We start from the raw sequence: 25778 nt of genomic DNA, 5'->3' as shown, positions 1-25778 counted from the left end.
TGCGGGGCGGGGTGGTGACTGACCCTCAGTCCTCCAGCGTGATCGCCCGTTCCGGGCAGTCCTGGGCGCCGGCGCGGGCCTGCCGCTCGGCTCCGGCGGGCACCTCACGGGAGGCGAAGGCGACGTACCCCGAGTCGTCGATGTCGAAGAGTTCGGGCGCCGTGGCGTTGCAACGGGCGTGCCCCGAGCACTTGTTCTGATCGACGGTGATCTTCATTCCAGCTCCTGGGTCTCGGTCACGGTGAAGGCGGTGGCGGCGCGGGCAGGGGTGGCGGTACGGCGGATGCCGGCCGCGGCCTGGGCGTTGGGCAAACAGCCAGTGGATTGATCCCGCTGTGCGTCGCATGCCGCGCTCTCATGGTCCGTCTGTCCGGGATGACTTCGCAAGACTTCCTGCACAAGACTTCCCATGAATATAGCTAGCTGTTTAGATCGAAGCATCGAAGAATCCCCGCGAAGGGAGTCCGGCATGGGCCGCGTTGCCGACAAGGTTGTTTTCATCACAGGAGCCGCTCGAGGGCAGGGGCGGGCGCACGCGCTGGCGCTCGCCGCCGAGGGCGCAGACATCATCGGAGTGGACCTCTGCGCGGACATAGCGACGAACACCTACGCTCTTGCCACCGCCGAGGATCTTCAGGAGACCGCCCGGCTGGTGGAGAAGGCGGGCCGCAGGATGGCCTACCGCACCGCCGACGTCCGGGACGCGGGGCAGCTGCGGGAGGCACTGGACGCGGGGGTCGCCGAACTCGGCGGCCGACTGGACGCGGTGGTCGCCCAGGCGGGCATCTGCCCGATGGGCGTCGACGACCCGCAGGCCTACCTGGACGCGATGGCGGTCGACTTCAACGGTGTGGTGCACGCCGTGCAGGCCGCGCTGCCGCACCTGGGCGAGGGTGCCTCGATCGTCGCCACCGGAAGCCTCGCCGCGCTGCTGCCCGGGGCGGCGGACAGCCCGCAGACAGGGCCCGGCGGCATGGGCTACACCCTGGCCAAACGGTTTGTCGCGCAGTTCGTCAACGACCTGGCGATCGTGGTCGCCCCGCGGAAGATCCGGGCCAACGCGGTGCACCCGACCAACTGCAACACCAACATGCTCAACAGCGACGTGATGTACCGGATCTTCCGGCCCGACCTGGAGAACCCCTCCCGTGAGGACGCCCTGCCCGCGTTCCCGGCGATGACCGCGATGGGCGTGCCCTTCGTGGAGCCGGAGGACATCGCGCAGGCGGTGCTCTTCCTGGTCTCGGACGAGTCGCGGTACGTCACCGGGATGCAGATGCGCGTGGATGCGGGCGGCTATGTGCGCAACCGGCCCCAGCAGCCCACCTTCTGACCCGGCGGGGCGCGAGGTGACAACCATCGGATTCACCGGCGCGGGGCGGATGGGGCGGCCCATGGTCGACCGCCTCGCGGCGGCCGGTCACCAGGTCGTCGTGCACGCGCGCCGGGAGGAAGCCAGGAAGGAACTGACCGCGGCGGGCGTCACCGCGGTCGAGGACGTGCGCGAGGCCGCCGCCTCGGCGCAGATCATGCTCGTCTGTCTCTTCTCGGACGAGCAACTGACGGAACTCGCCCCGGCGATCCTGGACGCGCTGCCCCGGGGCGCCGTGCTCGCCTCGCATGTGACGGGTGCCCCCACCACGCTCGAACGGCTCGCGGAACGGGGCCGGACACGCGCGGTGGAGGTGGTCGACGCCCCGGTCAGCGGCACCCCCGAGGACATCCGGGCCGGCCGGCTCACCGTCCTGCTCGGCGGCGGCACGGAACCGGTGAAGCAGGTCGCGGGCGCCGTGTCCGCCTACGCCGACCCGGTCCTGCGCACCGGAGACCTGGGCACCGCGCTGAAGGCGAAGCTCGTGAACAACCTGCTCTTCGCGGCCAATGCCCAACTGCTCGCAGCGGCAGGGGAGTTGGCGGACACTCTCGGTATCGGCCAGCGGTCGCTCCTCGATGTCCTGGCGTTCTCCAGCGGTGGCAGCCGAATGAGCGAGTACGCCGCGGTGCGCGGAGGCATCACCGCGTTCGGCGCCGAGGTCGCCCCCTTCGTCGCCAAGGACGTCACCGCCTGCCGAGCCGTCACGCGTGAACTCGGCGTCCCGTCCGGCTGGCTCTTCGACGTCGTCTCCCGTGGCCCTCTCCCGCTGGCCGCCCCCGACGACGGCCGGTGACCGAGCCCCCCTCGGCGCCCCTGGAGCGACACGCCGGTCTCACCATCTCAGGCACGCCCCTCCGAACCCGCCACCGCCTCCAGCGTCGGCCCGGGGAATCGGAATCACACCCTTTCAGGAGAACCAGTGACCGACACCAAGAACGCGGGCAAATGCCCTGTGGTCCACTTCGACTTCGCCGAGGCCGATCGGCCGGTCAACGAGATCGTGCGGGACTACGACCGGATGCGGGCCCAGGCCCCGGTGCTCCGCAGTGACCACGGCGAGCACGGCTACTGGGTGCTCACCAAGCACGAGCTGATCCTGGAGGCGTTCCAGAGCCCCGACCTCTTCTCCAACCGCGCGATGGTCGTCAACGAGCCGGACCCGGCCTACCTGTGGATCCCCGAGATGCTGGACCCGCCGGAGCACACGGCCTGGCGCCGGCTGCTCGGTCCGTACTTCTCGCCGGGCCGGGTGGCCGCGATGGAGGAGAACGTGCGCCGCCGTTGCGTCGAGCTCGTGGAAGGGCTCAAGGACCGCGGGGAATGCGAATTCGTCCGCGACTTCGCCCAGCAGTACCCGACCACCATCTTCCTGGAGCTGTTCGGACTGCCCACCGAGGACCTGGACACCTTCCTGACCTGGGAGAACATGATCCTGCACCCGGGAGCCGAGCAGCAGCTGGGCGGGGCGGGGGAGACCCGGCAGGACGTCCAGATGCGGGGGATGGGCGAGGTGATGGGCTACTTCGGCGCCCTGATCGCCGAGCGCCGCAAGAAGCCCCGCGCCGACATCCTCAGCGATGCCCTCACCTGGCAGATCGACGGAAAGCCGGTCTCCGAGGAGCAGTTGCTCTCCTTCTGCCTGCTCATGTTCATGGCCGGCCTGGACACGGTGACCCAGACGCTGGGCTACTCCTTCCACCACCTCGCCACCCACCCCGAGGACCGCCACCGGGTGGCCACCGAGCCGGAGGTGGTCCCGCTGGCGATCGAGGAGTTCCTGCGGGCCTACGCGATCGTGATGCCCGGCCGTCTGGTCACCCAGGACGTGGACTTCCACGGCTGCCCGTTCAAGAAGGGCGACATGGTGCTGCTCCCGGTCAACTCCGCCACCCGGGACAGCGCGGTCTTCCCGGACGGCGAGCAGGTCGTCATAGACCGCTCGCCCAACCCGCACATCGGCTTCGGCAGTGGCCCGCACCGCTGCCTCGGCGCCCATCTGGCCCGTCGTGAGCTGCGGGTGGCCATGGACGAATGGCACCGTGCCATCCCCGACTACCGACTCGCCGAGGGCGCGGTGGTGCGCGAGCACGGCCAGCAGCTGGGCATCGACAAACTGCCGCTGGTGTGGGACGTCTGACCGGAGGCCGCGACGGCCCGGCTACTCGCGGACGAGGGCCGGGCGGTCGGCCGGCGGGTAGAGCCGGTACAGCTCCGGGCGGCCGGAGATCGCGTCCCCGCCCTGGAACCGGGCCATGTGCTGATGGCGGGCCCACAGCTGCTCGGCGGCGTCGCCGTCGCCCGCTTCGATGGCGTCGACCAGCTGGGAGTACCACACCGCCGCGGACCTGATGACCGCGCGGACGACGCCGTCCCGGGTGCCCTTGAGCGATGCCACGTACGAATCGGGGAGCAGGGTGGAGAGCAGTTCGCCGATCATGGCCAGCGTGGTGTTCCCGGACACCTTCATGATCATGAGGTGGAATCGTGCGGCGAGCGCGCCGAACTCCTCGATGTTCGTGCAGGATTCCACCTCGGCCACCAGTTCGCGCAGTTGGGAGATGTCCTCCGCGTTCCGCGCCCGCGAGGCGAGCCGGGCCGCGCCCGGCTCGATGACGGACTGCGCGTCCTTCAGGTCGTGGAGGGTGACGCCGCGTGCCTGGAGATGTACGCCGACCAGCCGGGCCACCGGGGCGAGCGGCATGCTGCTGACCACCGGGCCGCCGTTGACGCCCCGGCGCACCTCCACCAGTCCGTCGGACTCCAGGATCCGCAGCACCTCGCGCATGGTGGGGCGCGCGACCTGGAAGGCCTCCATCAACGCGCTCTCCGACGGCAGGGCCTGGCCGACGGGCAACTGGCCGTTCGCGATCATTCCGCGGATCTCGTCCGCCACGGTCTCGAAGACCCGCCGGTTGCCGTTGCCCTCCTTGCCGCCTCGGTCGCTCCGCTGGGATCGCGGTACGGGCACTGCTCCTCCTCCTGTAAAGCAGTCAGCGCTTTCCTGCCGACCCGGCGTTCCGTCGAGCATGGCACCGGCCAGTGCCTCGGACCAACTCTCGGATCTCCGTATTTCACCGAGGTGTTGCTCGTCACACTTAAAACAGTAAGCTATTTCAATTGCGTGTCAAGACAATGCTATTGACACAGAGAAACGGACCGAGGAGGCATGGATGGACAGGCCCATGGAGGGTGTGCGCGTCTTGGAGGTCGCTCAGTTCACCTTCGTTCCCGCGGCGGGTGCGGTCCTGGCGGACTGGGGCGCGGACGTGATCAAGGTCGAGCATGCGGAGACCGGTGACGCTCAGCGCGGGCTGGTCAAGGTGATGGGTCTGGACGCGATCTCGGGGGGCACCACCTTCCACCCGATCATGGAGGGCCCGAACCGGGGCAAGCGCAGTATCGGCCTGGCCCTGGAGAAGCCGGAGGCCATCGAGGTCCTCTACGAACTCGCCCGCACCAGCGACGTCTTCCTGACCAACTTCCTTCCCGGGGCCCGCAAGCGACTGGGCATCGAACTGGACGACATCCGCGCCGTCAATCCGGACATCATCTATGTGCGGGGCAGTGGCTTCGGCAGTCGCGGCCCTGACGCCTCGAAGGGCGGATACGACTCCACGGCCTACTGGTCCCGCGGCGGGAGCGCCGCCGGAGTCACCCCGCCCGACGCCGACCGGCTGATCGAGATGCCCTCCGGCGCGTACGGCGACTCCATCGGCGGGATGACCATCGCCGGCGGTATCGCCGCCGCGCTGTACGGACGGAGGACGACCGGCCGTACGTCCGTGCTGGACGTCTCGCTGCTGGGCGTCGGTGCCTGGGCCACCCAGTACTCGGTCAACCAGGCCCTCATGATCGGCGGCCCGCCGCCGTCCCGGCCCCCGACCAGGCACGGCGCCCCGACCAACCCGCTGGTGGGCGCTTACAAGACCGCGGACGGACGGTGGCTGATGCTGTGCATGCTGCAACCGGGCCGGTACTGGCCGGAGTTCTGCCGGATCGCGGGCCGCCCGGAGCTGGCCGCGGACGAGCGCTTCGACAGTGCGGAGAAGCTGATGGCCAACGCGGCCGAGGCCGCGGAGTTCGTCGCCGAGATCATGGCGTCACGCCCGTACGAGGCGTGGGTGGAGGCACTGTCGGCGGGCGAGGGGCAGTGGGCGCCGGTGCAGGGTCCGTGGGACGTCGCCAACGACGCCGCGCTCCGCGCCAACGACATGATCGCGACGGTGGTGGACGCCGAGGGGATCGAGCGCGAGCTGGTCACCAACCCGGTCCAGTTCGACGAGAGGGGCGTCGAACTGACCCGCGCCCCGCAGTTCGCCGAGCACACCGACGAGATCCTGCGTGAACTCGGCCGGAACGACGAGCAGTTGATCAAGCTGAAGATCGCGGGTGCGGTCAGCTGAGACAGGCGTCGACGAATTCACCTTCGACGCCCTCGCGGCCCGGGCCGGTGTCTCCAAGGCGACGCTGTACCGCCGCTGGTCCGGCAAGAGCGAGCTGATCGCCGAGGCGGTCCGCCGGCGGGTCGGCTTCTTCCTCAGGGAGTTCGACCGGCAGAGCTTCCGGGGCGACGTCCTGTACGTCCTGGGCGAGGTGACGACGTGGCTCGTCCGGGACGCGGCCGTCCTGCGCACCCTGACCGACGCGGGCCGCCGGGACGCCGCGCTGCGTGAGGCCGTCGAGCGCCGACTCGCGTGGCCCCTCGACGCTGTAGGGGAGGGCGTTCTCGACAGAGCGCGCGGCAGAGGGGAACTCCGCTCGGACGTGGACCTGTCCTGGCTCAACGAGCTGAGCCAGGCCGTGCTGTTCAACCGGATCCTCCGCGACCGAAGCGGCACGGCTCTCACCTCACGGGCCCGTGAACCCGTGAAGGCGCACCAGCACATCACCTCGAAGGAGCAGTACTCGAGCGATTCCCCCACCGCGGCCAAGAACAACACCAGCGTCCTCGTCTCCGGCGCCGGCATCACGGCCGCCCACTGGCTGCACCGATACGGCTTCGACGTCACCGTGGCCGAACTGGCACCCGCCCTGAGGCGCGGCGGTCAGGCGATCGACGTGCGGGCCTGCGCGGTATGACGATGGAAGACCGGCCAAACAACGAGACCTTCCGCACCACCGAGGGGACCGCGACCGGCGGAACCATCGACAGCCCCGACGTCGAGATCATGCGCGACGAACTGGTCGCCGTACTCCACCAGACGACGGCCGACTCCGTGGAGTACCTGTTCGACAACGCTGTCACCGGCATCCGGCAGGACGAGGACACGGTCCACGTCACCTTATAAACGGTGCCCCGCGCGCCTTCGACCTGGTCATCGGCGCCGACGGACTCCACTCCACCGTGCGCCGCCTGGTCTTCGGCTTCCAGACGATGGACCAGATTCACATGGAGAGCTGGTCCCAGGGCCGCGTGGCCCTGGTCGGCGCCGCCGCGTTCGGCCCGTCACCCGCGTCGGGGCAGAGCGTGACCGTCGCCGTCGGCGGCGGCTATGTCCTGGCCGGAGAGCTCGCCGCCGCAGCCGGCGACCACCGCGCCGCGTTCGCCGGTCACCAGGACGAACTGCGCGGATACGTCGCCGACAACCAGGAACTCGCCCTGATCAACGTGAACAAGGCCCTCGCCAACGACTACGAGGAGTTCGGCAAGGCGGTCGACGGGCTGGTCCTCAAGACCTACTGACACTCCCGTCTCTCTGCCGGCCCCCGCAGAGCGGTGGCCGGCAGAGAGACGGCGGTTCGGCCCCCCGTCAGCCCTGCATGGCGCTCCAGGTGATGGTCTTGGTCTGGAGGTACTCGTCCAGACCGGCCTCACCCCATTCGCGGCCCAGGCCACTCTGCTTGTAGCCGCCGAAGGCGGCGTGCGGGGTCACGGCACCGCCGCCGCCGTTGACCGCGACGGTCCCGGTGCGGATGCGCTTGGCGATCTCGTAGGCGTGTACGGGGTCCTTCGCCCAGACCCCGCCGCTCAGGCCGAAGTCGCTGTCGTTGGCGATCCGGACGGCCTCGTCGTCGTCCTGGAACGGGATGACGACGCCGACCGGACCGAAGAACTCCTTCCGGGCGATCGTCATGGAGTTGTCCACGTCGACGAAGAGGGTCGGCTCGACGAAGAAGCCCTTGTCCAGACCGACGGGCCGGCCGCCTCCGTAGGCGAGCCGGGCGCCCTCCTCGGCCCCGGTCCGGATCAGGGACTCGACCTTCTCCCGCTGCGCGGCGCTGATCAGCGGGCCCATCCCGGTCTTGGGGTCGAAGGGGTCGCCGACCCGGATCCCGTCCAGCGCGGCCGTGACCATCTGGATGAGTTCGTCCTTGCGGCTCTCGTGCACCAGGGTGCGGGTGAGGAGCGCGCAGCCCTGGCCGGCGTGCATCGTGATGCCCATGATCACGTCGACGACGGCCCGCCGCAGGTCCGCATCGGCACAGATGATGTTGGCGGACTTGCCGCCGAGTTCCAGCACGACCTTCTTGAGCGAGGGCGCCGCCTGGGTGTAGACGTGCCGGCCGACGACGTCCGAACCGGTGAAGCTGATCAGGTCGACCATCGGGTGGGTGGTCAGCTCCCGGCCCGCCTCCACATCGCCGGTGACCACGTTGAGCACGCCCGGGGGCAGCCCGGCCTCCTCGGCGATCTCGGCGAAGAGGAACGCCTCCAGCGGGGTGGTGGGCGCGGGCTTGAGCACCACCGTGCAGCCGGCCGCCAGGGCCGGGGCCAGCTTCATGGTGTTGAGGAAGAAGGGGAAGTTGTAGGCGGAGATCAACGCGGCCACCCCGAACGGCTCGCGGCGGATCACACCCTGCCCGATGCCCGCGCCCGGGACGATCGTGGGCATCATCGGGCGCTCCCACGCGAAGCCGAGCATGGCCCGCTCGGCCATGTCGCGGAAGTGGTCGATCGGGATGCCGGCCTGGATGCTCTCGGCCAGCCACCGTACCGATCCCGCCTCGCGCATGTTCAGCTCGATGATCTCGTTCCGCCTGCGGTCCATGACCTCGGCCATGCGGAGCAACACCCTGGAGCGTTCCTTGACGGACATGGTCGGCCACGGCCCCCGGTCGAAGGCGCGCCGGGCGGCTTCGACGGCGCGGACCACATCGGTCCGGGTGGCTTGCGGGACGAGACCGATGACCTCCTCGGTGGCCGGGTTGAGGACCTTGAGCTCCTCACTGCCGTCGCTGTCCTGCCAGGCGCCGTCGATGTAGAGCCGATATGTGGGCATGGACATCGCATCTCCTCGTCGTGGGTGTCGCGGGTGTCGTGGTGTCGTGATGTAGGGGGTGTCCGTGTGTCGCTGGGTCAGCGGTTCGTGAGTCCGCCGCCGGTCACTGGGCCGCCCCTTGGGCGAGCAGTTCGGCCAGTACGTCGGTCGGCTCGGCGAGCAGGTGGTGCAGTACGTGGGCACGCTTGAGGTAGAGGTGCGTGTCGTGCTCGTCGGTGAAGCCCATGCCGCCGTGCAGTTGGATGCACACCGCGCCGTTGGCGATGGCCGCGCGGCCCGCGACGGACTTCGCGGCCAGCAACTGGAAGCGGGCGTCCGGGCGCGCCGAGCCGACGCTGACCGCGGCGAACAGCGTCTGCACCACGGCGGCCTCCGACCGTACGGCCATGTCGACGCAGGCGTGCTTGACGGCCTGGTTGATGCCGATCGGCTTGCCGAACTGCACCCGGTTCTTGGCGTGTTCGGTGGCCAGCTCGCAGCTCGCCTCGGCGATCCCGGCCAGCATGGCGGCGTTGAGGACCATGGCACGGGCCTGGACCGACTCGGTGGCGGCGGGCAGCCACTGGGACACCTCGGTGGTCTCCAGCGTCGCGGCGGCGAGTCGGGTGCCCGGGTCGATGGACTCGATCACCTCGGTCTGCCCGGGGTCCGGGGCGGCGTAGAGTCCGGCGCCGTGGGCGGTCACGACCAGCAGGTGATCGCAGTCGACGGCGTCGACGAGGTCGAAGGTGCCCTTGATCCCGTCCGGGCCGATCTCGCCGTCGCCGCGCGGTTCCGCGAGGCCCACCAGGGTGCGGCCCGATCCGATCCGGGTGGCGAGGTCCGCGTCACCGCACAGTGCCGCCACGCGTGCCCCGAGCGTCGCGGCGAGGTAGGGGCCCGGCGCGAGTTGGCGGCCCAGCTCCCGGAAGAGAAGTGCCTCGTCCTCCAGCGGGCGCCCCGAACCTCCGTGGTCCACGTCGAGACCGAGCGTCAGCAGGCCGATCTCACCGCCCGCCGCCCACTGCTCGCGGTCGACCGCACAGGGTTCGTCGACGCGTGCCCGCAGCGTCGGTATCGGATGTTGGCCGGTGAGGAACTCACGGGCCAGGCCGAGGAGTTCGAGCTGTTCCTCGGAAGGCAGAAGGTCCATGGTGGTTCTCCCCTTTCACCTGGGCAGACCGAGGACCCGGTCCCCGATGATGTTCCGCTGGATCTCGGACGTACCGCCGCCGATGGAGCTGGAGAAGGCGAACAGGTAGTTGCCGACCCAGTCGTGTCCGTGGTGCCGTGCGCCGCGGCGCAGCGCCTCGGGGCCGACGATGTCCATCGCCAGCGCGGCGACGTCCTTGTAGAGGTTCGAGTAGTGCAGTTTGAGCATCGAGCCCTTGGGGCCCGGGGTGTCGGACTGCATGCTGCGGCAGATGCCCGCGTACGTCATCGCCCGCAGCGCCGCGACGTCGGCACGGGCCCGCGCCAGCCGTCGGGCCGTCTCGTCGTCGGCGATGGCGGGGCGGCGGCGGTCGGGGCCCACGTGGTCGCGTGCGTGGTCGATGAGATCCTCGACGATCCGTGCCAGATGGACCTGGGAGGCGGTGAAGGCGGTGCCGCGTTCGAAGGCGAGGGTGGACATCGCGACGCTCCAGCCGTTGCCGAGGCCGCCGACCACGTTGGCGAGGGGGACGCGCACCTCGTCGTAGAAGACCTCGCAGAACTCGGCTCCGCCGTCCATGGTGCGGATCGGGCGGACCTCGATGCCGGGGCTGCGCATGTCGCAGACGACCCAGGTGATGCCCTGGTGCTTGGTGCCCGACGCGTCGGTGCGCACCAGGAGTTCCTGGTAGTCGGCCGAGGCGGCGAAGCTGGTCCACACCTTCTGCCCGGTGACGACGAGTTCGTCGCCGTCGATCTCCGCCCTCGTGCGCAGCGAGGCGAGGTCGGAGCCCGCCTCCGGCTCGGAGAAGCCCTGGCACCACACCACTTCGCCCCGCAGGATCTTCGGCAGGTGGAAGCTCTTCTGCTCCGGGGTGGCGCGGGTGATGAGCGTGGGCCCCGCGTGGCTGAGCCCGACGAAGCAGGCGTCGATCGAGGGCAGTCCGTGCGCGGCGTACTCCTCGTACCAGATGAGCTGTTCGGCCAGGGTGGAGCCGCGTCCGCCGTACTCGGAGGGCCAGGTGATGCCCGCCCAGCCTCCTTCCCACTGGGTGCGCTGCCAGGCGAGGTCGTACTCGCGGATGCCCTGGGCATCCGCGGGCCGGAGCCCGGGGGGCCGGTTCTCTTCCAGCCAGGTGCGTACCTGGTCGCGGAACTCAAGCTGTTCCGCGGTGAAGTTCAGATCCATCGGCGGCCTTTCGGGGAGACGGTCACGAGGGTCGCCCGTAAGTAGCGGTGAGAGTCAGAAGTGAACTGACCGTCTCCATCATGCGTCTTCATGAATGGTCATGTGAACAGCGAGGAAGGGTGGGATTTGGAAGGTGACGAGGTTGTCATAAACAATTGTTTCTGACAGTTGTATCCGCTATGACTATGAGGGGGCGCCCGCTGACTGGCAAGCAGTGCCAGGGGCGGCGACACGCATCAGCCAAGGAGTGCGGATGTATCGATCAGGCATACCGGCGCCGGTCATCGTGGCCGGGGCCAGGACAGCCGTCGGCCGGGCCTTCAAGGGCAGCCTGCGGGACACCCCGGCGACGGACCTCGCGCGTGTCGTGGTCGAGGAGGTGCGGCGCCGCTCGGGACTGGACGCCGCGCTCGTCGACGACGTCATCCTCGCGGAGTCCAACTACGGTGGCGGCGACCTCGCCCGGCACGCGGCCGTCGAAGCGGGCATGCTCCAGGTGCCGGGACAGGCCGTCAACCGGCACTGCGCCGGCAGCCTCACGGCCATCGGCGACGCGGCGGCGGTGATCGCCGCCGGGGCCGAACGGGCCGTCATCGCGGGCGGCGTCGAGTCGGCCTCGACCGCGCCGCTGCAGAGGTTCCGGGTGCCCGGCACCGCGGACTCCTTCGAGGAGCGGTGGATGTCGCCGTCGCATCCGGACACCCCCGAGGCCTCCAACCGGGACATGTCGCTCACCGTCGGCTGGAACACCGCCCGGGAGGTGGGCATCACCCGCGAGGAGATGGACGCCTGGGCGGCCCGCTCCCACCAGCGGGCGATCGCCGCGATCGACGCGGGCGCGTTCGGCGAGGAGATCGTCCCCGTCCGGGCCCTGCGCCCCGACGGGTCCTTCGCCGACTTCGCCGTGGACGAGCACCCCCGCCGCGACACCAGCGTCGAGAAGCTCGCCGGGCTCAAGGTCCTGCACCCCGAGATCGAGGGCTTCTCCATCACCGCGGGCAACGCCGCCGGCATCAACGACGGGGCGGCGGCCGTCGTCGTCACCGACAGCGCGTTCGCAGCCGAGCAGGGGCTGACCGTCCTCGCGGAGGTCCGCGCCTGGGCGGCCACCGCGATCGAGCCCGCGCGCACCGGTCTCGCCGTCCTGGACGTCATTCCCAAGGTGCTCCAGCGTGCCGGCCTGGAGGTCTCCGACATCGCGCTGTGGGAGATCAACGAGGCCTTCGCCTCCGTGCCGGTCGCCGCGTGCAAGAAGCTCGGCATCGACGAGGAACTCGTCAACACGGCTGGCAGCGGCTGCAGTCTCGGCCACCCGGTGGCCGCCTCCGGTGCCCGTATGGTCGTCACACTGCTGCACGAACTGCGGCGGCGCGGCGGCGGGTACGGCCTCGCGGCGATGTGCGCGGGCGGCGGCCAGGCCGGCGCGGTCCTCCTCCACGTTCCCGGCGAGCAGCGGCAGACGATATGACCTGCACCCCCATGGAACTGCCCGGATCGGGGGTACGGCTCGCCGCCGACGTGTGGACTCCCCGCGGGCGTCGCTCCCCGCACCGCGGCATCGTCGTACTGCTGCACGGCGGCGGACAGACCCGGCACTCCTGGCGGCGCACCGGCGAGCGGCTCGCCGCCTCCGGCCGGCTCGCTGTCACCGTCGACCTGCGGGGCCACGGCGACAGCCAGTGGGCTCCCGACGGCGACTACGGTGTGAGCGCCCACTTGACCGACATACGTGTCCTGGTGGCCGAGCTCAAGCGGACCTGGGGCGACCTGCCGGTGGCCCTGGTCGGTGCCTCCCTCGGCGGTAAGGCCGCGCTCCTTGCCCTGGGCGAGGAGCCGGGGCTCGCCCAGGCGCTGGTGATGGTGGACATCGCGCTGAAGGTCGAGGCCAAGGGCGGCAACCGCGTCAAGGATTTCATGAGGGCCGCGCCCGACGGTTTCGGCTCGCTGCGGGAGGCGGCGGACGCGATCTCCGCGTACAACCCGCATCGCAAGCAGCGCGGTTCGCTGGAGGGGCTGAAGAAGAACCTGCGCGAGCGGGACGGCCGCTGGTACTGGCACTGGGACCCCGCGATGGTCGCGCCGCACGACGAGGCCGCCGACACCGCCCTGATCCACCGCCGCGCCCGGCGTGCGGCCCGCACGCTCACCTGTCCGGTGCTGCTCGTGCGCGGCCGGGAGTCCGACGTCGTCTCGGACGCCGGTGTCACCGAGATGCGGGATCTGATCTCCGACCTGACGGTCACCGACGTCCGTGATGTCGGGCACATGGTGGCCGGCGACGACAACGACGTGTTCTCCGAGCGGCTCCTCGACTTCCTCGACCAGGCGATACCGCCCGCATCCGCGAAGGACGTGGGCTGACCGTGCGCCCGCCCGGCGCTTCCGGCCTCGTCACCCAGCCGGACTTCCCCGCCGAGATCCGCGCCCCCGGGGCACCCTGCCCGGCTTCTCCGGCTTCCAGATCCGGATCGGGGACCACGGGCGTTCCCGGACGACAGGCGCCGCCGCGGGCGGGACCACCTCCCTCCAGGAGACGCCGCACGGTCGCCCCACCTGGACCGTCCGGTGAGGACGACATGGCCATGGCACTTCGAAGTGGCAGGAGCGTGACCCTGTGGCACTGAAGTTCAACCTCACGTTTCCCATGCGGGCGGTCAAGCACTACGAGCGGTGGATCGGAGACGCCGGAGGCCTGGGCGCGGTCGCGCGCGTCGTCGAGAACGCCGGTTTCGACGCGGTCTCCATGAGCGAACACCCGTATCCGGACCGCGAGTGGCTGGCCAACGGCGGGCACCATGCCTTCGACCCCTTCGTGTCGCTGAGCATGATGGCCGCCGCCACCGAGCACCTACGGGTGATCACCTACGCGATGGTGCCGGGCTACCGCAGCCCGTATCTGGCCGCCAAGTCCGCGGCCAGCCTGGATCTGCTCTCCGGCGGCCGGCTCACGCTGGGCATCGCCGCCGGCTACCTGGAGACGGAGTTCGAGGCGCTCGGCGCCGACTTCGGACGACGCGGCAAGCTCCTCGACGAGGCGATCGCCGCGATGCGCGCCACCTGGGCGGGGGAGGAGCACCACGGTCCGGAGTACGGCGTAGAGGGACATCTGACGCTGCCCGGCCCCGCACAGCCGGGCGGGCCACCGATCTGGATCGGCGGCAACAGCGCGCCCGCACAGCGACGCGCGCGGGAACTGGCGGACGGCTGGATGCCGATGGCGCAGTCCGCGCAGATGGCCGAGGTAACCCGGACACCGCCGCTCACGGACCTCGCGACCCTGCGCCGGATGATCGGCGAGCAGAACGCCCACCGGGCCGACGCGGGCAAACCGCCGGCGGACATCTCGTTCGTCACCTTCGAGAACGGCCTGCTGCGCGACGCCGACGTGACGGCGTTCTGCGACGCCCTGGAGCCGAGGCTGGACGACTACGCCGACGCCGGAATCACCTGGATCACGATCGAACCGGCCAGCCGCAGTTTCGCCGACTTCTCGGCCGACGTCGCGACGCTGGGCCGACGGCTCCTGAAGCACTGACCGCAGCGCCGGCCCCCAAGAGAGGTGCGTGACACAGCATGGCTTCCACGACCGGCAACGAGCAGGCGCCCGCCGCCATGACACCCGCCCTCGTGCCCCCGCTGCGCGGCGACGCCGCCGTCCTGGGGGAGGCCCTGGCAGCGGCGGCACGACAGTTCGGCGAGCGCGAGGCGTACGTCGACGGCGCGGACCGGATCACCTTCGGTGCCTGGCACGGGCAGGCGGACGCGGTGGCCGCGGAGCTGGCGGCCCGCGGAGTCCGGCACGGAGACGTGGTGGCGCTGATGCTGCCCTCCGGCATCGACTTCGCCGTCGCCTACGCCGCGGCCCTGCGGCTCGGCGCGGTGGCCACCGGCCTGGGCACTCGCCTGGGTGTCCAGGAGACAACCGGAATCCTCGATCAATGCCGGCCGACCCTGGTGATCAGGGACGCCGGCGCGGACCTGCCCCTGGTCCGCTCCCGCTTCCCGCTGATGTCCCGCGAGGAACTCGTCGCCGCCCGCCACGGAGCGCCGCGCTCGTTCCGGCGGGAGCAGGTGGCGCCGGACGACCCGGCGGTCATCACCTGGACCAGCGGCACGACCGGGGCGCCCAAGGGTGCCTGGTACGACCATCGCGGCCTCGCGGCGGCGGCCGTGACCTCGGGGGTGATGAGCGCGCCGTTCGACCGCAGGCTGTTCGCGACCCCGTTCGCGCACGCCGGATACCTTGCCAAGGTCTGGGACCAACTGGCATGGGGCATCGCCCTGGTGATCAGTCCAGTGCCGTGGAAGGCGGCCGACATGGCGGACCTTCTGGAGCGCGAACGCGTCACCGTGGCGGCCGGAGCGCCCACCCAGTGGGCGAAGCTGCTGGAGGAGCCCGGCATCGAGCGCCGGGCCCTGCCGCGGCTACGGCTGGGTGTCAGCGCCACCGCACCGGCCCCGCCCGAACTCGTGGAGCGCGTCAACCGCGTGCTCGGCACGCCGCTCGTAGTGCGCTACGCCATGACGGAATCACCGAGTATCAGCGGCACGGACCCCGAGGACCCGCCCGAGGTGCAGTTCCGCACCGTCGGACGCCCGCAGACCGGCGTGGAGGCGGAGGTCGTGGACGACGACGGGCACCCCCTCGCCCCGGGAACGGTCGGACACGTGCGGGTGCGCGGCGCCTGCGTCATGCGCGGCTACTGGCGCGACCCGGAGCGCACGGCGGAGGCGCTCGACGAGGAGGGCTGGCTGCGTACCGGCGATCTGGGCACCTTCACGCCCGAGGGGCACCTCGTGCTGACCGGGCGGTCCACCGACGTCTATCTGCGCGGGGGATACAACATCTACCCGCTGGAGGTCGAGAGCGTGCTCGGTGAGCACCCGCGGATCGCCCAGGTGGCGGTGGTGGGCACCCCGGCCCCCGTCATCGGCGAGATCGGCGTCGCGTTCGTGGTGCCCCAGGACGCGGCGGACCCGCCCAGCCTTGAGGAACTGCGCGCCTGGACCCGTCGCCGGCTCGCCGACTACAAGGCCCCCGACCGACTGGAGATCGTCGACGCGCTGCCCCTGACCCCGATGCTGAAGGTGGACCGGACGGCGCTGCGGGGCCTGGCCGCCCTCTGAGGGGGACGCCTCGACGTCCCCCCGCCCGGCTGCGACCCGCCCGCCCGGTCACTTCCTCTCGCGCGGCAGCTTCAGCACGCGCTCGGCGATCTGGTTCCGGCTGATCTCCGAGGTGCCTCCGCCGATGCTGAGCCCCCGGCTGTAGAGGAGCGCGCCGACGACCTCGGGCTCGGCTCCCGCCAGAGCGGCCGGTCCGCACAGGGCAAGGGCCAGACTGGTGGCCCGCTGGGCGTGCTCCGCCGACAGCAGCTTGCCGATGTTCCCGTCGGTGCCGCCCTCGTGACCGTCGATCGTCGCCTGCACGTGTCGCAGGTTGAGCATGGTCATCGCGGCTTCCTCGGCGATCACCTCGCCGAGTCGCTGCCGCAGCGGTCCGTCCACGGTGCCGTGGCGCACGGCCAGGTTCGTCAGGACCCCGGAGTCGACCGCGGTGCCGCCCTGGCCGGTACCGATGCTCACGCGCTCGTTGCCGATGGTGGCGCGGGCGACGGTCCAGCCGGCGTCCACCTCGCCCACCACGTCCGCGTCGGGCACGAACACGTCGTCGAGGAAGACCTCGTTGAACGCGGCTGCCCCGGTCATGTCCCGCAGCGGCCGGATCGTCACGCCCTCGGCACGCAGATCGACGACCATCATCGTCACCCCGGCGTGCTTGGGTGCCGACGGGTCGGTGCGGACGGTGATCAGGCCGCGGTGGCAGCGCTGGGCGTCACTCGTCCAGGTCTTCTGGCCGTTGAGGAGCCAGCCGCCCTCGGTCCTGCGGGCGGCGGTGCGGATGGCGGCCGCGTCGGATCCGGCCTCGGGTTCGCTGAACAGCTGACAGAACCTCAGCTCGCCGGTGAGGCCCGGCCACACCCAGCGTTCGACCTGGGCCGGGGTTCCGTGCTGTACCAGCGTCGGCAGGATCCAGGCGCCGACGCCCAGGTCGGGCTGCTCGACGCCGCGCAGCTCCTCCTCGACGACCAGCTGCTCCACCGGCCCCGCGGACCGGCCGAAGGGACGCGGGTAGTGCGGCACGAGGTAGCCGGACCGGGCCAGCGCCGCCCGCCGCTCCCCGGCGGGCAACGCGTCGAGTTCGGCGCGCAGCGCCCGGACCTCGGCCCGGAACGACGCGGCCTCCTCGGGGAGTTCGGGCAGTGCGGCCACGGAGCGACCGGCGACCGCGCCGGTGACGACGTCGTCGATGACCTTCGCGCCGAACAGCGTCTCCAGCGCCAGTGCGCGCTTGAAGTACAGATGGGCGTCGTGCTCCCACGTGTAGCCGATACCGCCGTGCAGCTGGATGTTCCGGCCCGCGCAGTGCGTGGCGGCGGGCAGTGCCTGGGCTGCGGCGAGTGCCGCGGCGTACGCACCCTCCTGCGCCGACAGCGCGGGCCGTGCGGCACCCCATGCGGCCGCGGCGGCGAGTTCGGCGGCGACCAGCATGTCCGCGCACTGGTGCTTGACGGCCTGGAAGGATCCGATCGGGCGGCCGAACTGCTCACGGGTGAGGGCGTGGTCGCGGACCTGCAGCGTGCAGGTGTCGGCGATGCCCGCGGCCTCGGCGGCGGCCAGCGTCCTGGCGACGCGCACGGCCTCGGCGTACGCACCGCGCAGTACCGCGGACTCGTCGACCGGAACGGCGGCGCAGACCACGGTGGCCGCGTGCCGGGTGGGATCGAGGCTGTCGCCCTCCCGCACCGTCACCCCAGGGCTGTCGTGGTCGAGTACGACGGCATCGGCACCGACCGCCAGCACCAGCAGGTCGGTGGTGCCCGCGCAGAGCACGGCGGGCGTCTCACCGTCGACCTGTCCGTCACGGAGCGAGAGCGTGCCGGGCACGAGCCCGATCGCGGCCGTGGCGGCGCCGGACGCCAGCGCGGGCAACCACCTCGCCCGTTGTTCGGGGCTGCCCGCCCGGTCGATGACGGCGGAGGCGATCACGGTGGACAAGAAGGGGCCGGGAGCGACCACCCGCCCGAACTCCTCGGCAACGACGGCCGTCTCGGCCAGGCCGAAGCCCTGGCCGCCGACGTCCTCGGGCAGATGCAAGCCGAGCCAGCCGAGCTTTTCGAGCTGCGGCCAGTACGCCGGAGGCGCACCGGAGCCCTCGTCGAGTGCCTCACGCGCCGGACCGGTGCCGCCCTGGGCCCTGAGGAAGGAACGAGCCACCTCCGCCAGGTTCCGGTGGTCGGCGTGAACTGCGAGAGATGCCATCAAGTGTCCCCGGTGTGTGTCGGATGCTGGTCGGCGCGGAGCCCGCATCCCAGGGCAAGCCCCCTCCTCACCTGCGTGATGGTCAGCGTATCTGACGCCTTCGTCATGTCAAGGGAATCTGTTCGCGTCCACGCTGTAGGTCTGGAAAGCCTGGTTCTGCACGAGTCTTGTTTCGCTCTCCCGCTCGGGCTACGTTTCTGACGGCGTGTACTTCTGACGCCGTAGAACTCATTGGCCGCGCCGCCGGGACGGACCTCGACGGTTCTTTCGGCCGCTTGTCGTAGCAGTGGAGGAGCGAGGCATGGGCGCTGGGCAAGACGCGATCGATGGGGTGCGGCTACGGGAGCGGTACGGCCCCTGGGCCGTGATCGCGGGCGCGTCGGAGGGCATGGGCCGCGACTACGCCCGCATGCTCGCCGAGCAGGGCGTGCACTGCGTCCTGGTCTCACGGCGGCAGCCACTGCTCGACGAACTCGCCGCCGGCCTCGAACGCGACCACGGGATCCAGACCCGTGCGATCGCTCTCGACCTGTCCGAACGCGACGCCTCGCAGCGCCTGTTCGACCTGACGGCCGACCTCGATGTCGGGTTGTACATCTCCAACGCCGGTGCTGATTCGCGCGGCGCGTACTTCCTGGACTGCCCGATCGACGACTGGCTGGGCATGCTCCAGCGCAACACCGCGACGGTGATGGGCTGCTGCCACCGCTTCGCCACCGCGATGAAACAGCGCGGGCGCGGCGGGATCCTGATCATGGCCTCCGGCGCCGGCCTCGGCGGCGGACCGCGGCTGGCGGTGTACTCGGCGACCAAGGCGTTCGAGATCGCGTTCGCGGAGTCGCTCTGGTCCGAGCTGGGACCGCATGGGATCGACGTGACCTGCCTCGTCGCCCCGGCGACCGACACGCCCGCGCTGCGGCGGCTGCTGGAGCGCAGCGGGCTGACGCTGGAGGGGCTGTTCGCCTCCGAGGAGGTCGCCCGCACCGGACTGCGCGAGCTGGGCCGCGGCCCGACCTACATCTTCCCCTTCGCGGACGTCACGCCGGAACAGGCGGCCGCCGACACCGCGGCCCGCCGGGAGCGGGTGGAGAAGACGGCACGCTCGGCCGGGATGTTCTTCGGCGACGCGGACTAGGCCCTGTCCGGCGGATCGGGTCGGAGAAGATCGGCGGTGTGTCATGGACGCTGGTGAGCGGGGCGATGGGGGTCCCCCGCGCGAGGTTGTTCGAGCGCGGGGGAGCGTCGGGCCGCAAGGCGGAGGAGGGCGGCGACGCGACGGCGGTCCCCCCCCCGCGATGCCGCGCGGGGGAGCGTCGGCGAACGCCGACAACGCCGCAGACCGGCGTGGAACGCCCCGCGTCTCCGGCGGGATCCTCCGGACTGGGCCTGGCGGTACGCACCCGGCGCATGCCGCCGCCTCTCGCCGTATCGCCCCTACGTCCGACAACCCTGAGGAGCCCTGATGAGCGCTGGTCTGATCGACCTCACCGGCAAGGCCGCCCTGGTCACCGGTGGTGCCCGCGGCCTCGGACTCGACATCGTCAGGGCGCTGGCCGCCGCGGGCGCCGCTGTCATGATCATGGACTTCCGGGAAGCTGTGGCAGTGAAGGCCAAGGCCGAACTCAATGCCGAGGGGCTGCCCGTCGACATGGTGCTGGGTGACGTACGGATGGCCGCGGACGCGAACCGTGCCGTGGCGGCGACGGTCGACGCCTTCGGTTCGATCGACATCCTCGTCAACAACGCCGCCGTCTTCAGCGTCATCCGCACCGACCGGCTCACGGAAGACGAGTGGAATCGCGTCATCGACATCGGCCTCAAGGGCACCCACCTGATGTGCCAGGCGGCCATGCGGGCCATGCTCGACCGGCCCGACGCCCCCTGTCGGATCGTCAACATCGCCTCTGTCGGGGGTATCGCCCCGGTGGTGGCCGACGGACTGATGGTCCACTACAACGCCGCCAAGGCCGGAGTCATCAGCTACACCCGCACCCTGGCCAAGGAACTCATGAGCAGCGGAATCCGCGTCAACTGCGTGGCTCCCGGCCAGATGGGCATGACGCCCGGAAACCAGGAGGTCCTGGTGGACGCGACACCGGAGCAGACCGAGAAGTTCGTCGCCGTCAGCACCGCGGGTGCCCAGACGTCGACGGAGGAAGTCGCTCGCATGGTTCTCGCCCTCGCCAGCCCCCTCGCGGACGGCATGCGGGGCCAGACCGTGGTCGTCGACGGCGGCCTGCTCCTCATGCCCTAGAGACGCCCGACCCCGCGACGAAGGAAGACAAGGAAGACACCGTGGACAGTAAACCCGACCCCGGAACCCGTAGCGCCCCACCCGCCGTGACCGCCGAGGTCAGCGAAGTGCTGGTGCGGTACGCCACCGGAATCGACCGCCGTGACTGGGAGTTGTTCCGCACCTGCTTCACCGAGGACTGTCAGGTCGACTACGGCAAGATGCCCACCGGGGAAGTCCTGCGGTGGACCCGCGCCGAGGACATCACGGCGTGGATGGAAGCGGCGCACCGGGACATGGGCCACACCCTCCACCGCATCACCAACCAGCGCGTCGAGCCGGACGGCGACGGGGTGACGGCGTGCTCCTACGTGGACGTGCTCCTGACCACCCCGGACGGTCGGCTCACCATGAACGGCGCCGGCTTCTACGACGACCGCCTGGTGAGGACCACCGACGGGTGGAAGATCGCGGAGCGGCGGTTCACCCCCGTCCTCATGCGGCCCGGCCAGACATGAGCGCCCGGCCAGACATGAGCGGATCAATGTCATCTCAGGAGGCCGTCGTATGACGGATCCCATTCCCTCGCACCAGTCGCACCAGCCTCGTGCCGTCGGCCCGGGAACAGGAACCGACCTCGCCGCGCTGATTCTGCGCGGCACCCTGGGACCGATGCTCTTCGCCCACGGGTGGAACAAGGTCGCGGGCCCGGGCGGACTGCGCGGCACCACGGGCTGGTTCGAGTCGCTGGGGCTCAGGCCCGCGGGCGTGCACGCCCGGCTCGCCGCCGCCACCGAGATGACCGCCGGGGCGGCCCTCACCGTCGGCGTCGCCCACCCGCTGCCCGCCGCGGCCGCCGTCGGTCTGATGGCGGTCGCGGGGCGGACCGACCACCGTGGCAAGGGGTTCTTCGTCTTCAAGGGCGGCTGGGAGTACACCGGGGTCGTGGCCGGCGCCGCCGTGGCGCTGGCCACGCTGGGCCACGGCAGGTACTCGGTCGACCGCTTCCTGCCCCGCCGCCGCGCCGGACTCGGCAGTGCCCTGCTCGCCGCGGGCCTCGGCACGGCGGGAGCCGCGCTGCTGCTCAAGGTCTCCTACCGGCCCGAAGAGCCGCCGGAGCCGGGGCCCGGGCCGGAACCGGACCTGGATCCGGACAGGACCGCGGAGACGACCGCCGAGACCGCCGAGACCGCCGAGACCATGTGACGACCACCGGCTACCAGGCACCGACTGCTGGCTGTCCGTCTGCCCGTCTGCCCGTCTGTCCGTCCGCCGCACGACGGCAGTGGCGTCCCGCGGTGGTAGCGGGGCGCGCGTTTGCCGCGATCGAAGAGAACTGGTATATCTGACGCTCATGTCACATGCACCCGTGGAGGACGGACAGACCGGGAGCGCGACGGCGTGGACCGTGCGGCCGGCCACTCAAGGGCCCGACGCGCAGGCGTTCGGCGCGCTCGTCGAAGCGGTGAGAAGGCTCCAGTCGGCCGTCGTGACCGCCGCTCCGCCCGCCGCGGTTACCGCGGACCTTCTCGGCTCGCTGCGACGGACCGTGGAACGCCTCGAACAGTACGAAGTCCTGGAAGACGAGCGGTTCGTGGCAGCGGCGGTGCTCTTCGGGCCGGGCCACCCGCTGTTGGTGCGGTACAGCCTCGGGGCGATGGACGACCGGTCGCTGCGGGCGACGGTCACCTTCGGCGCGGAGCATGTCGGCGGGAACGGCGCGGTGCACGGCGGCTTTCTGCCCCTGCTCTTCGACGATCTGCTCGGCACGTTCGTCAGCACCCAGGGGCAGCCGGGTTCACGTACCGCATTTCTGACAGTCAACTACCGTAAGATCACCCCCGTTCACCGCGAGCTCCAGCTCGACGCGACGATCGACAGGATCGACGGCCGCAAGACCTTCGTCTCCGGGCGGCTGCGCGAGGGCGAGGACCTGCTCGCCGACGCCGAGGCGCTCTTCGTACAACTGCGACCCGGCCAGCCATGACGTACGACACCGAGGCGAAGGCGACGGGGCCTGCGCAGTTCGGTCTCTACCAGCCGCAGTTCAGAACGGACGTCACCACGATGCGCGCGCTCGCGCGGACGGCCGAGGACAGCGGCTACGACTCCTTCTGGCTCATGGACCACCTCCTCACCCCCGGCGCCCCGCCGTGCGACACCCTGGAGAGCTGGACGCTGCTGACCGCCCTGGCCACCGCGACCTCCACGATCCGCCTCGGCCATCTCGTCGGCTGCAATCCGCTGCGCCCGCCGGCCCTGCTGGCGAAAATGGCGGCCACCGTGGACCAGATCAGCGACGGCCGGCTCGACCTGGGCCTCGGCTGGGGATCCGTGGACGAGGAGCTGACCCGCTTCGGCCTCGGCACGTCGTCCCGACGGCAGCGCGCGGAGCAGCTCGGGGAGACCTTGGAGATCCTTGAGGCGATGTGGACCGGGCGCCCCTTCGACCACGTGGGACGCCACTTCACCCTGCGCGGGGCCTACGGGCTGCCCGTCCCCGTGCAGGGCAGGATTCCGGTGCATCTGGGCGGTGCGGGGCGGCAACTGACGATGCCTCTGGTCGCGCGGTACGCGGACTGGTGGAACTGCGTCGGATCGGCGCGCCACCGCCTGGAGGAACTGGCGCCGCTGCGCGGGAGCGCCAGGATCTCTGCGCAGTACGCGGTCGGCCTGGCGGCCACCCGTGCTGAACGCGAGCCGGTGGCCGAGGCCACCTCCCGACGGCTGCCCGAGTGGGCGTGGGGCCGCGCGCTGACCGGGACTCCGGACGAGCTGGTCGCGCGCTTCCTGGAGGAACGCGCGCGCGGTGTGGAGCTGTTCATCGTCCGGTTCCACGACTTCGGGCGGCCGGAGACGGTCGAGCTGTTCGCCCGCGAGGTCGCCGCGGTGGTCCGTGGCGTACGCGCGGCTGATGGTCTGCGCGAGCCACAGCCCCGCCAGGGAACGTGACGCGGAAGCCGTGACTGCCGGCGGTCGCCGTATCAGACGGTCATGCGGTCATGCGGTCAGTCCGACGGGAGCAGCAGTCCTCTCACCAGCGCCTCCTGCAACTCCGCCAGGACGGCTTCGTTCTCGGCGTGCGGGTGCGGCAGGGTGTGCCAGAGCGCGAACTGGCCGTGCATGCCGGTCCACAGCAGAATTCCCAGTCTCCCGGCCTCCTCGCGCCTTTCCGGGCAGGCGGCTGTCAGGTATCTCTCGACCGCGTCGGTCCAGGCGTGGAGGACCCGGGTGAGCGGATGTCCGGTGACGCGCCGCTCCGCCGACGCCTGCTGCTCCAGGCTGAACATGAGCTGGTAGCGGCGGGGGTTGTCGACGGCGAACCGGCGGTAGGCGTCGGCAGCGGCGCACAGCTGTCCCCACGCGTCCCTGTCCGATGCGGCGGCGGACCGCTCCGCCTCGACCATGGCGGATGCCAGGGCGGAGTACGCGGTGTCGAGTACCGCCCAGATCAGGTCCGTCTTGTTCTTGAAGTGCAGGTAGATGCTCGGCGCGGCGATGCCCACCTCGCGGGCGATACCGCGCAGGGACAGCGCGTCCTCGCGGCCGGACTCCTCCAGGATGCGGGTCGCGGAGTCCAGGATCTCCTGCCGCAGACGCTCCCCTTCGCCCAGCCGGTTGGGCACACGCTGCCCCGGTGCCACCGAGCCCACGGTTCCTCCTCCACACGCCCGCCACTGGTCGTGACCAGACGTCCATCATCGGTCATCTCCAGCGGTGGCCCGTCCCATGGCCTCCCTGACAGGAAGCGCCTAACGCTGTTAGGATCCCACTCAGAACCACCTAACGCCGTTAGGTGGATGTGGAAGGGACCATTCATGAGCTCTGCGACCACCCCCGAATTCGTCCTCACCCGACCGAGGAACGCTCCGCTCGCCCCGCCGCCCCAGTACTCCCGGCTGCGCGACGAGCAGCCGATCACCAGGGTCACCATCTGGGAGGGCAGGCTCAGCCCCTGGTTGGTGACGCGCTGGGAGGACGCCCGCGCGGTGCTCGGCAGCCCCGCCTTCAGCAGCGACCCGACGTCGGCCGGTTTCCCGGCGCCCCGCGAGAACATGCCGCCACTGCCGCCCGGGTTCTTCGCCAACAGCGACGCGCCCGTGCACACCACGATGCGGCGCGCGCTCACCCGCGAGTTCATGGTCAAGAGGATCGAGGCGCTGCGCCCGGCCATCACCAGGACGACGGGAGAACTCCTCGACGAGATGTCCCGGGCGCCGGCGCCGGTGGACTTCGTGGAGCGGTTCGCCCTGCCGCTGCCCTCGCTGGTGATCTGCGACCTGCTCGGCGTGCCGTACGAGGACCACGACTTCTTCCAGTCCCACTCGAAGACCTTCGTCGACCTCGGCACCACGCCGGAGCAGTTCACGACCTCATGGGATGCGCTCAACTCCTACCTGTCCCAGCTGATCGCCGCCAAGCGGAGCAAACCCGGCGACGATGTACTGACCGGCCTCGCCGAGCACGTCGACGCCGGCACGGTCACCGAGCGGGACGCCACCGACATGGCGGTGTTCCTGCTGTTCGCCGGTCACGAGACCACCGCGAACATGATCGCGCTGAGCACCCTCACCCTTCTGCAGCACCCCGAGCAGATCCCCCACCTGTTCGCCGGCCCGGCCCAGACCGCGATCGCGGTGGAGGAACTGCTGAGGTACCTCGCCATCGTGCACGGCGGACTGCGCCGCTACGCCCTCGAAGACGTACGCGTCGGCGAGGTCGCCATCCGCGCCGGCGAGGGTGTGATCGTCCCCCTCCACGTCGCCAACCGTGACCCGGAGGTCTTCGCCGACCCCGACGGCCTCGACCTCGGCCGGGCCAACGCGCGCCATCACGTCACGTTCGGATACGGCGTCCACCAGTGCCTCGGCCAGCCGCTGGCCCGCGCAGAACTCCAGATCGTCCTGCCCGAACTTTTCAGGCGACTGCCCGACCTGCGGATCGCCGTTCCGCTGGAGGACATAGCCTTCAAGCAGAACACGATGGTCTACGGAGTCGAAGAACTGCCCGTCTCGTGGTGACAGCGCCGCCCGGCCGCCGCTGACCCGGCTGGTGCGGGATGAGCCCTGCCGGGAGCTCCCTCTACGCAGGCAGGGCTATCAGGGCGCGGCCACCGTGACAGGTCGACGAGCCTCGCCTTCGGTACGACCGGCCGCTTGTCCACGCAGCTCCGCGGTAGGGCGAGTGAGCCGGCAGGGCCGGTGAGCCCGGGCGGCGGCGCTCACTGACTGCGCCCGCCGGCGGCGCTCACCGACTGCGCCCACCGGCGGCGATCGCCGAGGGCTCCCGCCCGGCACACCCTGACTG

At 70.8% G+C, this 25778-nt stretch carries 25 protein-coding genes; 18 read left to right on the top strand and 7 right to left on the bottom strand.

Translation table 11 applies throughout. From position 1 onward, the window contains the following. Positions 1-25 precede the first annotated feature (25 nt). Positions 26-217 carry a ferredoxin gene (locus LUX31_RS04325; RefSeq protein ID WP_235473201.1) on the bottom strand — a complete coding sequence of 64 codons (192 nt, stop codon included), beginning with the start codon at positions 215-217 and terminating at the stop codon, positions 26-28. A 252-nt stretch (positions 218-469) separates the two neighbouring features. Between LUX31_RS04325 and LUX31_RS04320 the strand changes: the two genes are divergently transcribed. The 3 genes from LUX31_RS04320 to LUX31_RS04310 all read left to right on the top strand — a co-directional run bounded on the left by LUX31_RS04320 (position 470) and on the right by LUX31_RS04310 (position 3512). Beyond that, positions 470-1333, top strand: a complete 864-nt coding sequence (locus tag LUX31_RS04320; protein WP_235473200.1) for a mycofactocin-coupled SDR family oxidoreductase — start codon at positions 470-472, stop codon at positions 1331-1333. Positions 1334-1349: 16 nt separating this feature from the next. Beyond that, a complete protein-coding gene (locus LUX31_RS04315; RefSeq protein ID WP_235473199.1) occupies positions 1350-2168 on the top strand; it encodes an NAD(P)-dependent oxidoreductase in 819 nt (272 codons plus the stop codon). Between the two features lie 126 nt (positions 2169-2294). After that, positions 2295-3512, top strand: coding sequence for a cytochrome P450 (locus LUX31_RS04310; protein ID WP_235473198.1), 1218 nt, complete (start codon positions 2295-2297; stop codon positions 3510-3512). A gap of 21 nt (positions 3513-3533) precedes the next feature. Here LUX31_RS04310 and LUX31_RS04305 read toward each other — a convergent pair whose 3' ends face one another. Beyond that, positions 3534-4343 carry a FadR/GntR family transcriptional regulator gene (locus tag LUX31_RS04305; RefSeq protein ID WP_235473197.1) on the bottom strand — a complete coding sequence of 270 codons (810 nt, stop codon included), beginning with the start codon at positions 4341-4343 and terminating at the stop codon, positions 3534-3536. A 202-nt stretch (positions 4344-4545) separates the two neighbouring features. Here LUX31_RS04305 and LUX31_RS04300 point away from each other — a divergent pair, with 202 nt between their 5' ends. Genes LUX31_RS04300 through LUX31_RS04285 form a run of 4 tightly spaced genes read left to right on the top strand, consistent with a single transcriptional unit; the run spans position 4546 to position 7058 of the window. Next, a complete protein-coding gene (locus LUX31_RS04300) occupies positions 4546-5778 on the top strand; it encodes a CaiB/BaiF CoA transferase family protein (RefSeq protein WP_235473196.1) in 1233 nt (410 codons plus the stop codon). After that, positions 5765-6454, top strand: coding sequence for a TetR/AcrR family transcriptional regulator (locus tag LUX31_RS04295; protein WP_235473195.1), 690 nt, complete (start codon positions 5765-5767; stop codon positions 6452-6454). Before LUX31_RS04300 ends, LUX31_RS04295 begins: the two co-directional genes overlap by 14 nt. Continuing rightward, on the top strand, positions 6451-6663 hold the full coding sequence (locus LUX31_RS04290; protein WP_235473194.1) for a hypothetical protein: 213 nt from the start codon (positions 6451-6453) through the stop codon (positions 6661-6663). Before LUX31_RS04295 ends, LUX31_RS04290 begins: the two co-directional genes overlap by 4 nt. Positions 6664-6719: 56 nt before the next feature. Next, entirely contained in the window at positions 6720-7058 is a 339-nt protein-coding gene (locus LUX31_RS04285; protein WP_235473193.1) for a hypothetical protein, read from the top strand. Positions 7059-7125: 67 nt separating this feature from the next. Here the strand turns inward: LUX31_RS04285 and LUX31_RS04280 are convergent, their stop codons facing one another. The 3 genes from LUX31_RS04280 to LUX31_RS04270 form a co-directional block, all read right to left on the bottom strand. After that, the gene (locus LUX31_RS04280) at positions 7126-8601 is read right to left on the bottom strand and encodes an aldehyde dehydrogenase family protein (protein WP_235473192.1); all 1476 of its coding nucleotides are present in this window, start codon (positions 8599-8601) and stop codon (positions 7126-7128) included. A 97-nt stretch (positions 8602-8698) separates the two neighbouring features. Further along, positions 8699-9727: an acyl-CoA dehydrogenase family protein gene (locus tag LUX31_RS04275; protein WP_235473191.1), complete on the bottom strand. Its 1029-nt coding sequence runs from the start codon at positions 9725-9727 to the stop codon at positions 8699-8701. Between the two features lie 15 nt (positions 9728-9742). Further along, complete coding sequence (locus LUX31_RS04270) at positions 9743-10915, bottom strand: acyl-CoA dehydrogenase family protein (protein WP_235473190.1); 1173 nt, start codon at positions 10913-10915, stop codon at positions 9743-9745. Positions 10916-11168: 253 nt separating this feature from the next. Here LUX31_RS04270 and LUX31_RS04265 point away from each other — a divergent pair, with 253 nt between their 5' ends. The 4 genes from LUX31_RS04265 (at position 11169) to LUX31_RS04250 (ending at position 16042) form a co-directional block, all read left to right on the top strand. Next, positions 11169-12383, top strand: coding sequence for a thiolase family protein (locus LUX31_RS04265; protein ID WP_235473189.1), 1215 nt, complete (start codon positions 11169-11171; stop codon positions 12381-12383). Then, entirely contained in the window at positions 12380-13276 is an 897-nt protein-coding gene (locus tag LUX31_RS04260; RefSeq protein ID WP_235473188.1) for an alpha/beta fold hydrolase, read from the top strand. The genes LUX31_RS04265 and LUX31_RS04260 overlap by 4 nt, the downstream gene beginning before the upstream one ends. Positions 13277-13529: 253 nt before the next feature. Continuing rightward, entirely contained in the window at positions 13530-14450 is a 921-nt protein-coding gene (locus tag LUX31_RS04255) for a TIGR03619 family F420-dependent LLM class oxidoreductase (RefSeq protein WP_235473187.1), read from the top strand. 38 nt (positions 14451-14488) lie between these two features. After that, positions 14489-16042 carry a class I adenylate-forming enzyme family protein gene (locus LUX31_RS04250; protein ID WP_235473186.1) on the top strand — a complete coding sequence of 518 codons (1554 nt, stop codon included), beginning with the start codon at positions 14489-14491 and terminating at the stop codon, positions 16040-16042. A 48-nt stretch (positions 16043-16090) separates the two neighbouring features. Here the strand turns inward: LUX31_RS04250 and LUX31_RS04245 are convergent, their stop codons facing one another. Beyond that, the gene (locus LUX31_RS04245) at positions 16091-18238 is read right to left on the bottom strand and encodes an acyl-CoA dehydrogenase (protein ID WP_235473185.1); all 2148 of its coding nucleotides are present in this window, start codon (positions 18236-18238) and stop codon (positions 16091-16093) included. A 301-nt stretch (positions 18239-18539) separates the two neighbouring features. On the opposite strand from LUX31_RS04245, the gene LUX31_RS04240 reads away from it, so the two are divergent. The 6 genes from LUX31_RS04240 to LUX31_RS04215 all read left to right on the top strand — a co-directional run bounded on the left by LUX31_RS04240 (position 18540) and on the right by LUX31_RS04215 (position 23423). Beyond that, the gene (locus tag LUX31_RS04240) at positions 18540-19373 is read left to right on the top strand and encodes an SDR family NAD(P)-dependent oxidoreductase (RefSeq protein WP_235473184.1); all 834 of its coding nucleotides are present in this window, start codon (positions 18540-18542) and stop codon (positions 19371-19373) included. A gap of 327 nt (positions 19374-19700) precedes the next feature. Next, complete coding sequence (locus LUX31_RS04235; protein ID WP_235473183.1) at positions 19701-20492, top strand: SDR family NAD(P)-dependent oxidoreductase; 792 nt, start codon at positions 19701-19703, stop codon at positions 20490-20492. 41 nt (positions 20493-20533) lie between these two features. Beyond that, positions 20534-20989 carry a nuclear transport factor 2 family protein gene (locus LUX31_RS04230; RefSeq protein WP_235473182.1) on the top strand — a complete coding sequence of 152 codons (456 nt, stop codon included), beginning with the start codon at positions 20534-20536 and terminating at the stop codon, positions 20987-20989. 49 nt (positions 20990-21038) lie between these two features. Further along, positions 21039-21677 (top strand): DoxX family protein, encoded by a 639-nt coding sequence (locus LUX31_RS04225; protein WP_235473181.1) that lies wholly within the window; start codon positions 21039-21041, stop codon positions 21675-21677. A 148-nt stretch (positions 21678-21825) separates the two neighbouring features. After that, positions 21826-22458, top strand: a complete 633-nt coding sequence (locus tag LUX31_RS04220) for a PaaI family thioesterase (protein ID WP_235473180.1) — start codon at positions 21826-21828, stop codon at positions 22456-22458. Further along, complete coding sequence (locus tag LUX31_RS04215) at positions 22455-23423, top strand: LLM class flavin-dependent oxidoreductase (RefSeq protein WP_235473179.1); 969 nt, start codon at positions 22455-22457, stop codon at positions 23421-23423. Before LUX31_RS04220 ends, LUX31_RS04215 begins: the two co-directional genes overlap by 4 nt. A 56-nt stretch (positions 23424-23479) precedes the next feature. On the opposite strand, the gene LUX31_RS04210 is transcribed toward LUX31_RS04215, so the two are convergent. Next, a complete protein-coding gene (locus tag LUX31_RS04210) occupies positions 23480-24124 on the bottom strand; it encodes a TetR/AcrR family transcriptional regulator (protein WP_235473178.1) in 645 nt (214 codons plus the stop codon). Positions 24125-24289: 165 nt separating this feature from the next. Between LUX31_RS04210 and LUX31_RS04205 the strand changes: the two genes are divergently transcribed. Next, positions 24290-25492 (top strand): cytochrome P450, encoded by a 1203-nt coding sequence (locus LUX31_RS04205; RefSeq protein ID WP_235473177.1) that lies wholly within the window; start codon positions 24290-24292, stop codon positions 25490-25492. Positions 25493-25778: the final 286 nt, after the last annotated feature.

Origin of the sequence: Streptomyces sp. GQFP (assembly GCF_021545335.1) — a bacterium.
Classification (GTDB): domain Bacteria; phylum Actinomycetota; class Actinomycetes; order Streptomycetales; family Streptomycetaceae; genus Streptomyces.
Note: the sequence above shows the minus strand (reverse complement) of the source record. Positions and strands in the feature narration are given on the sequence as shown.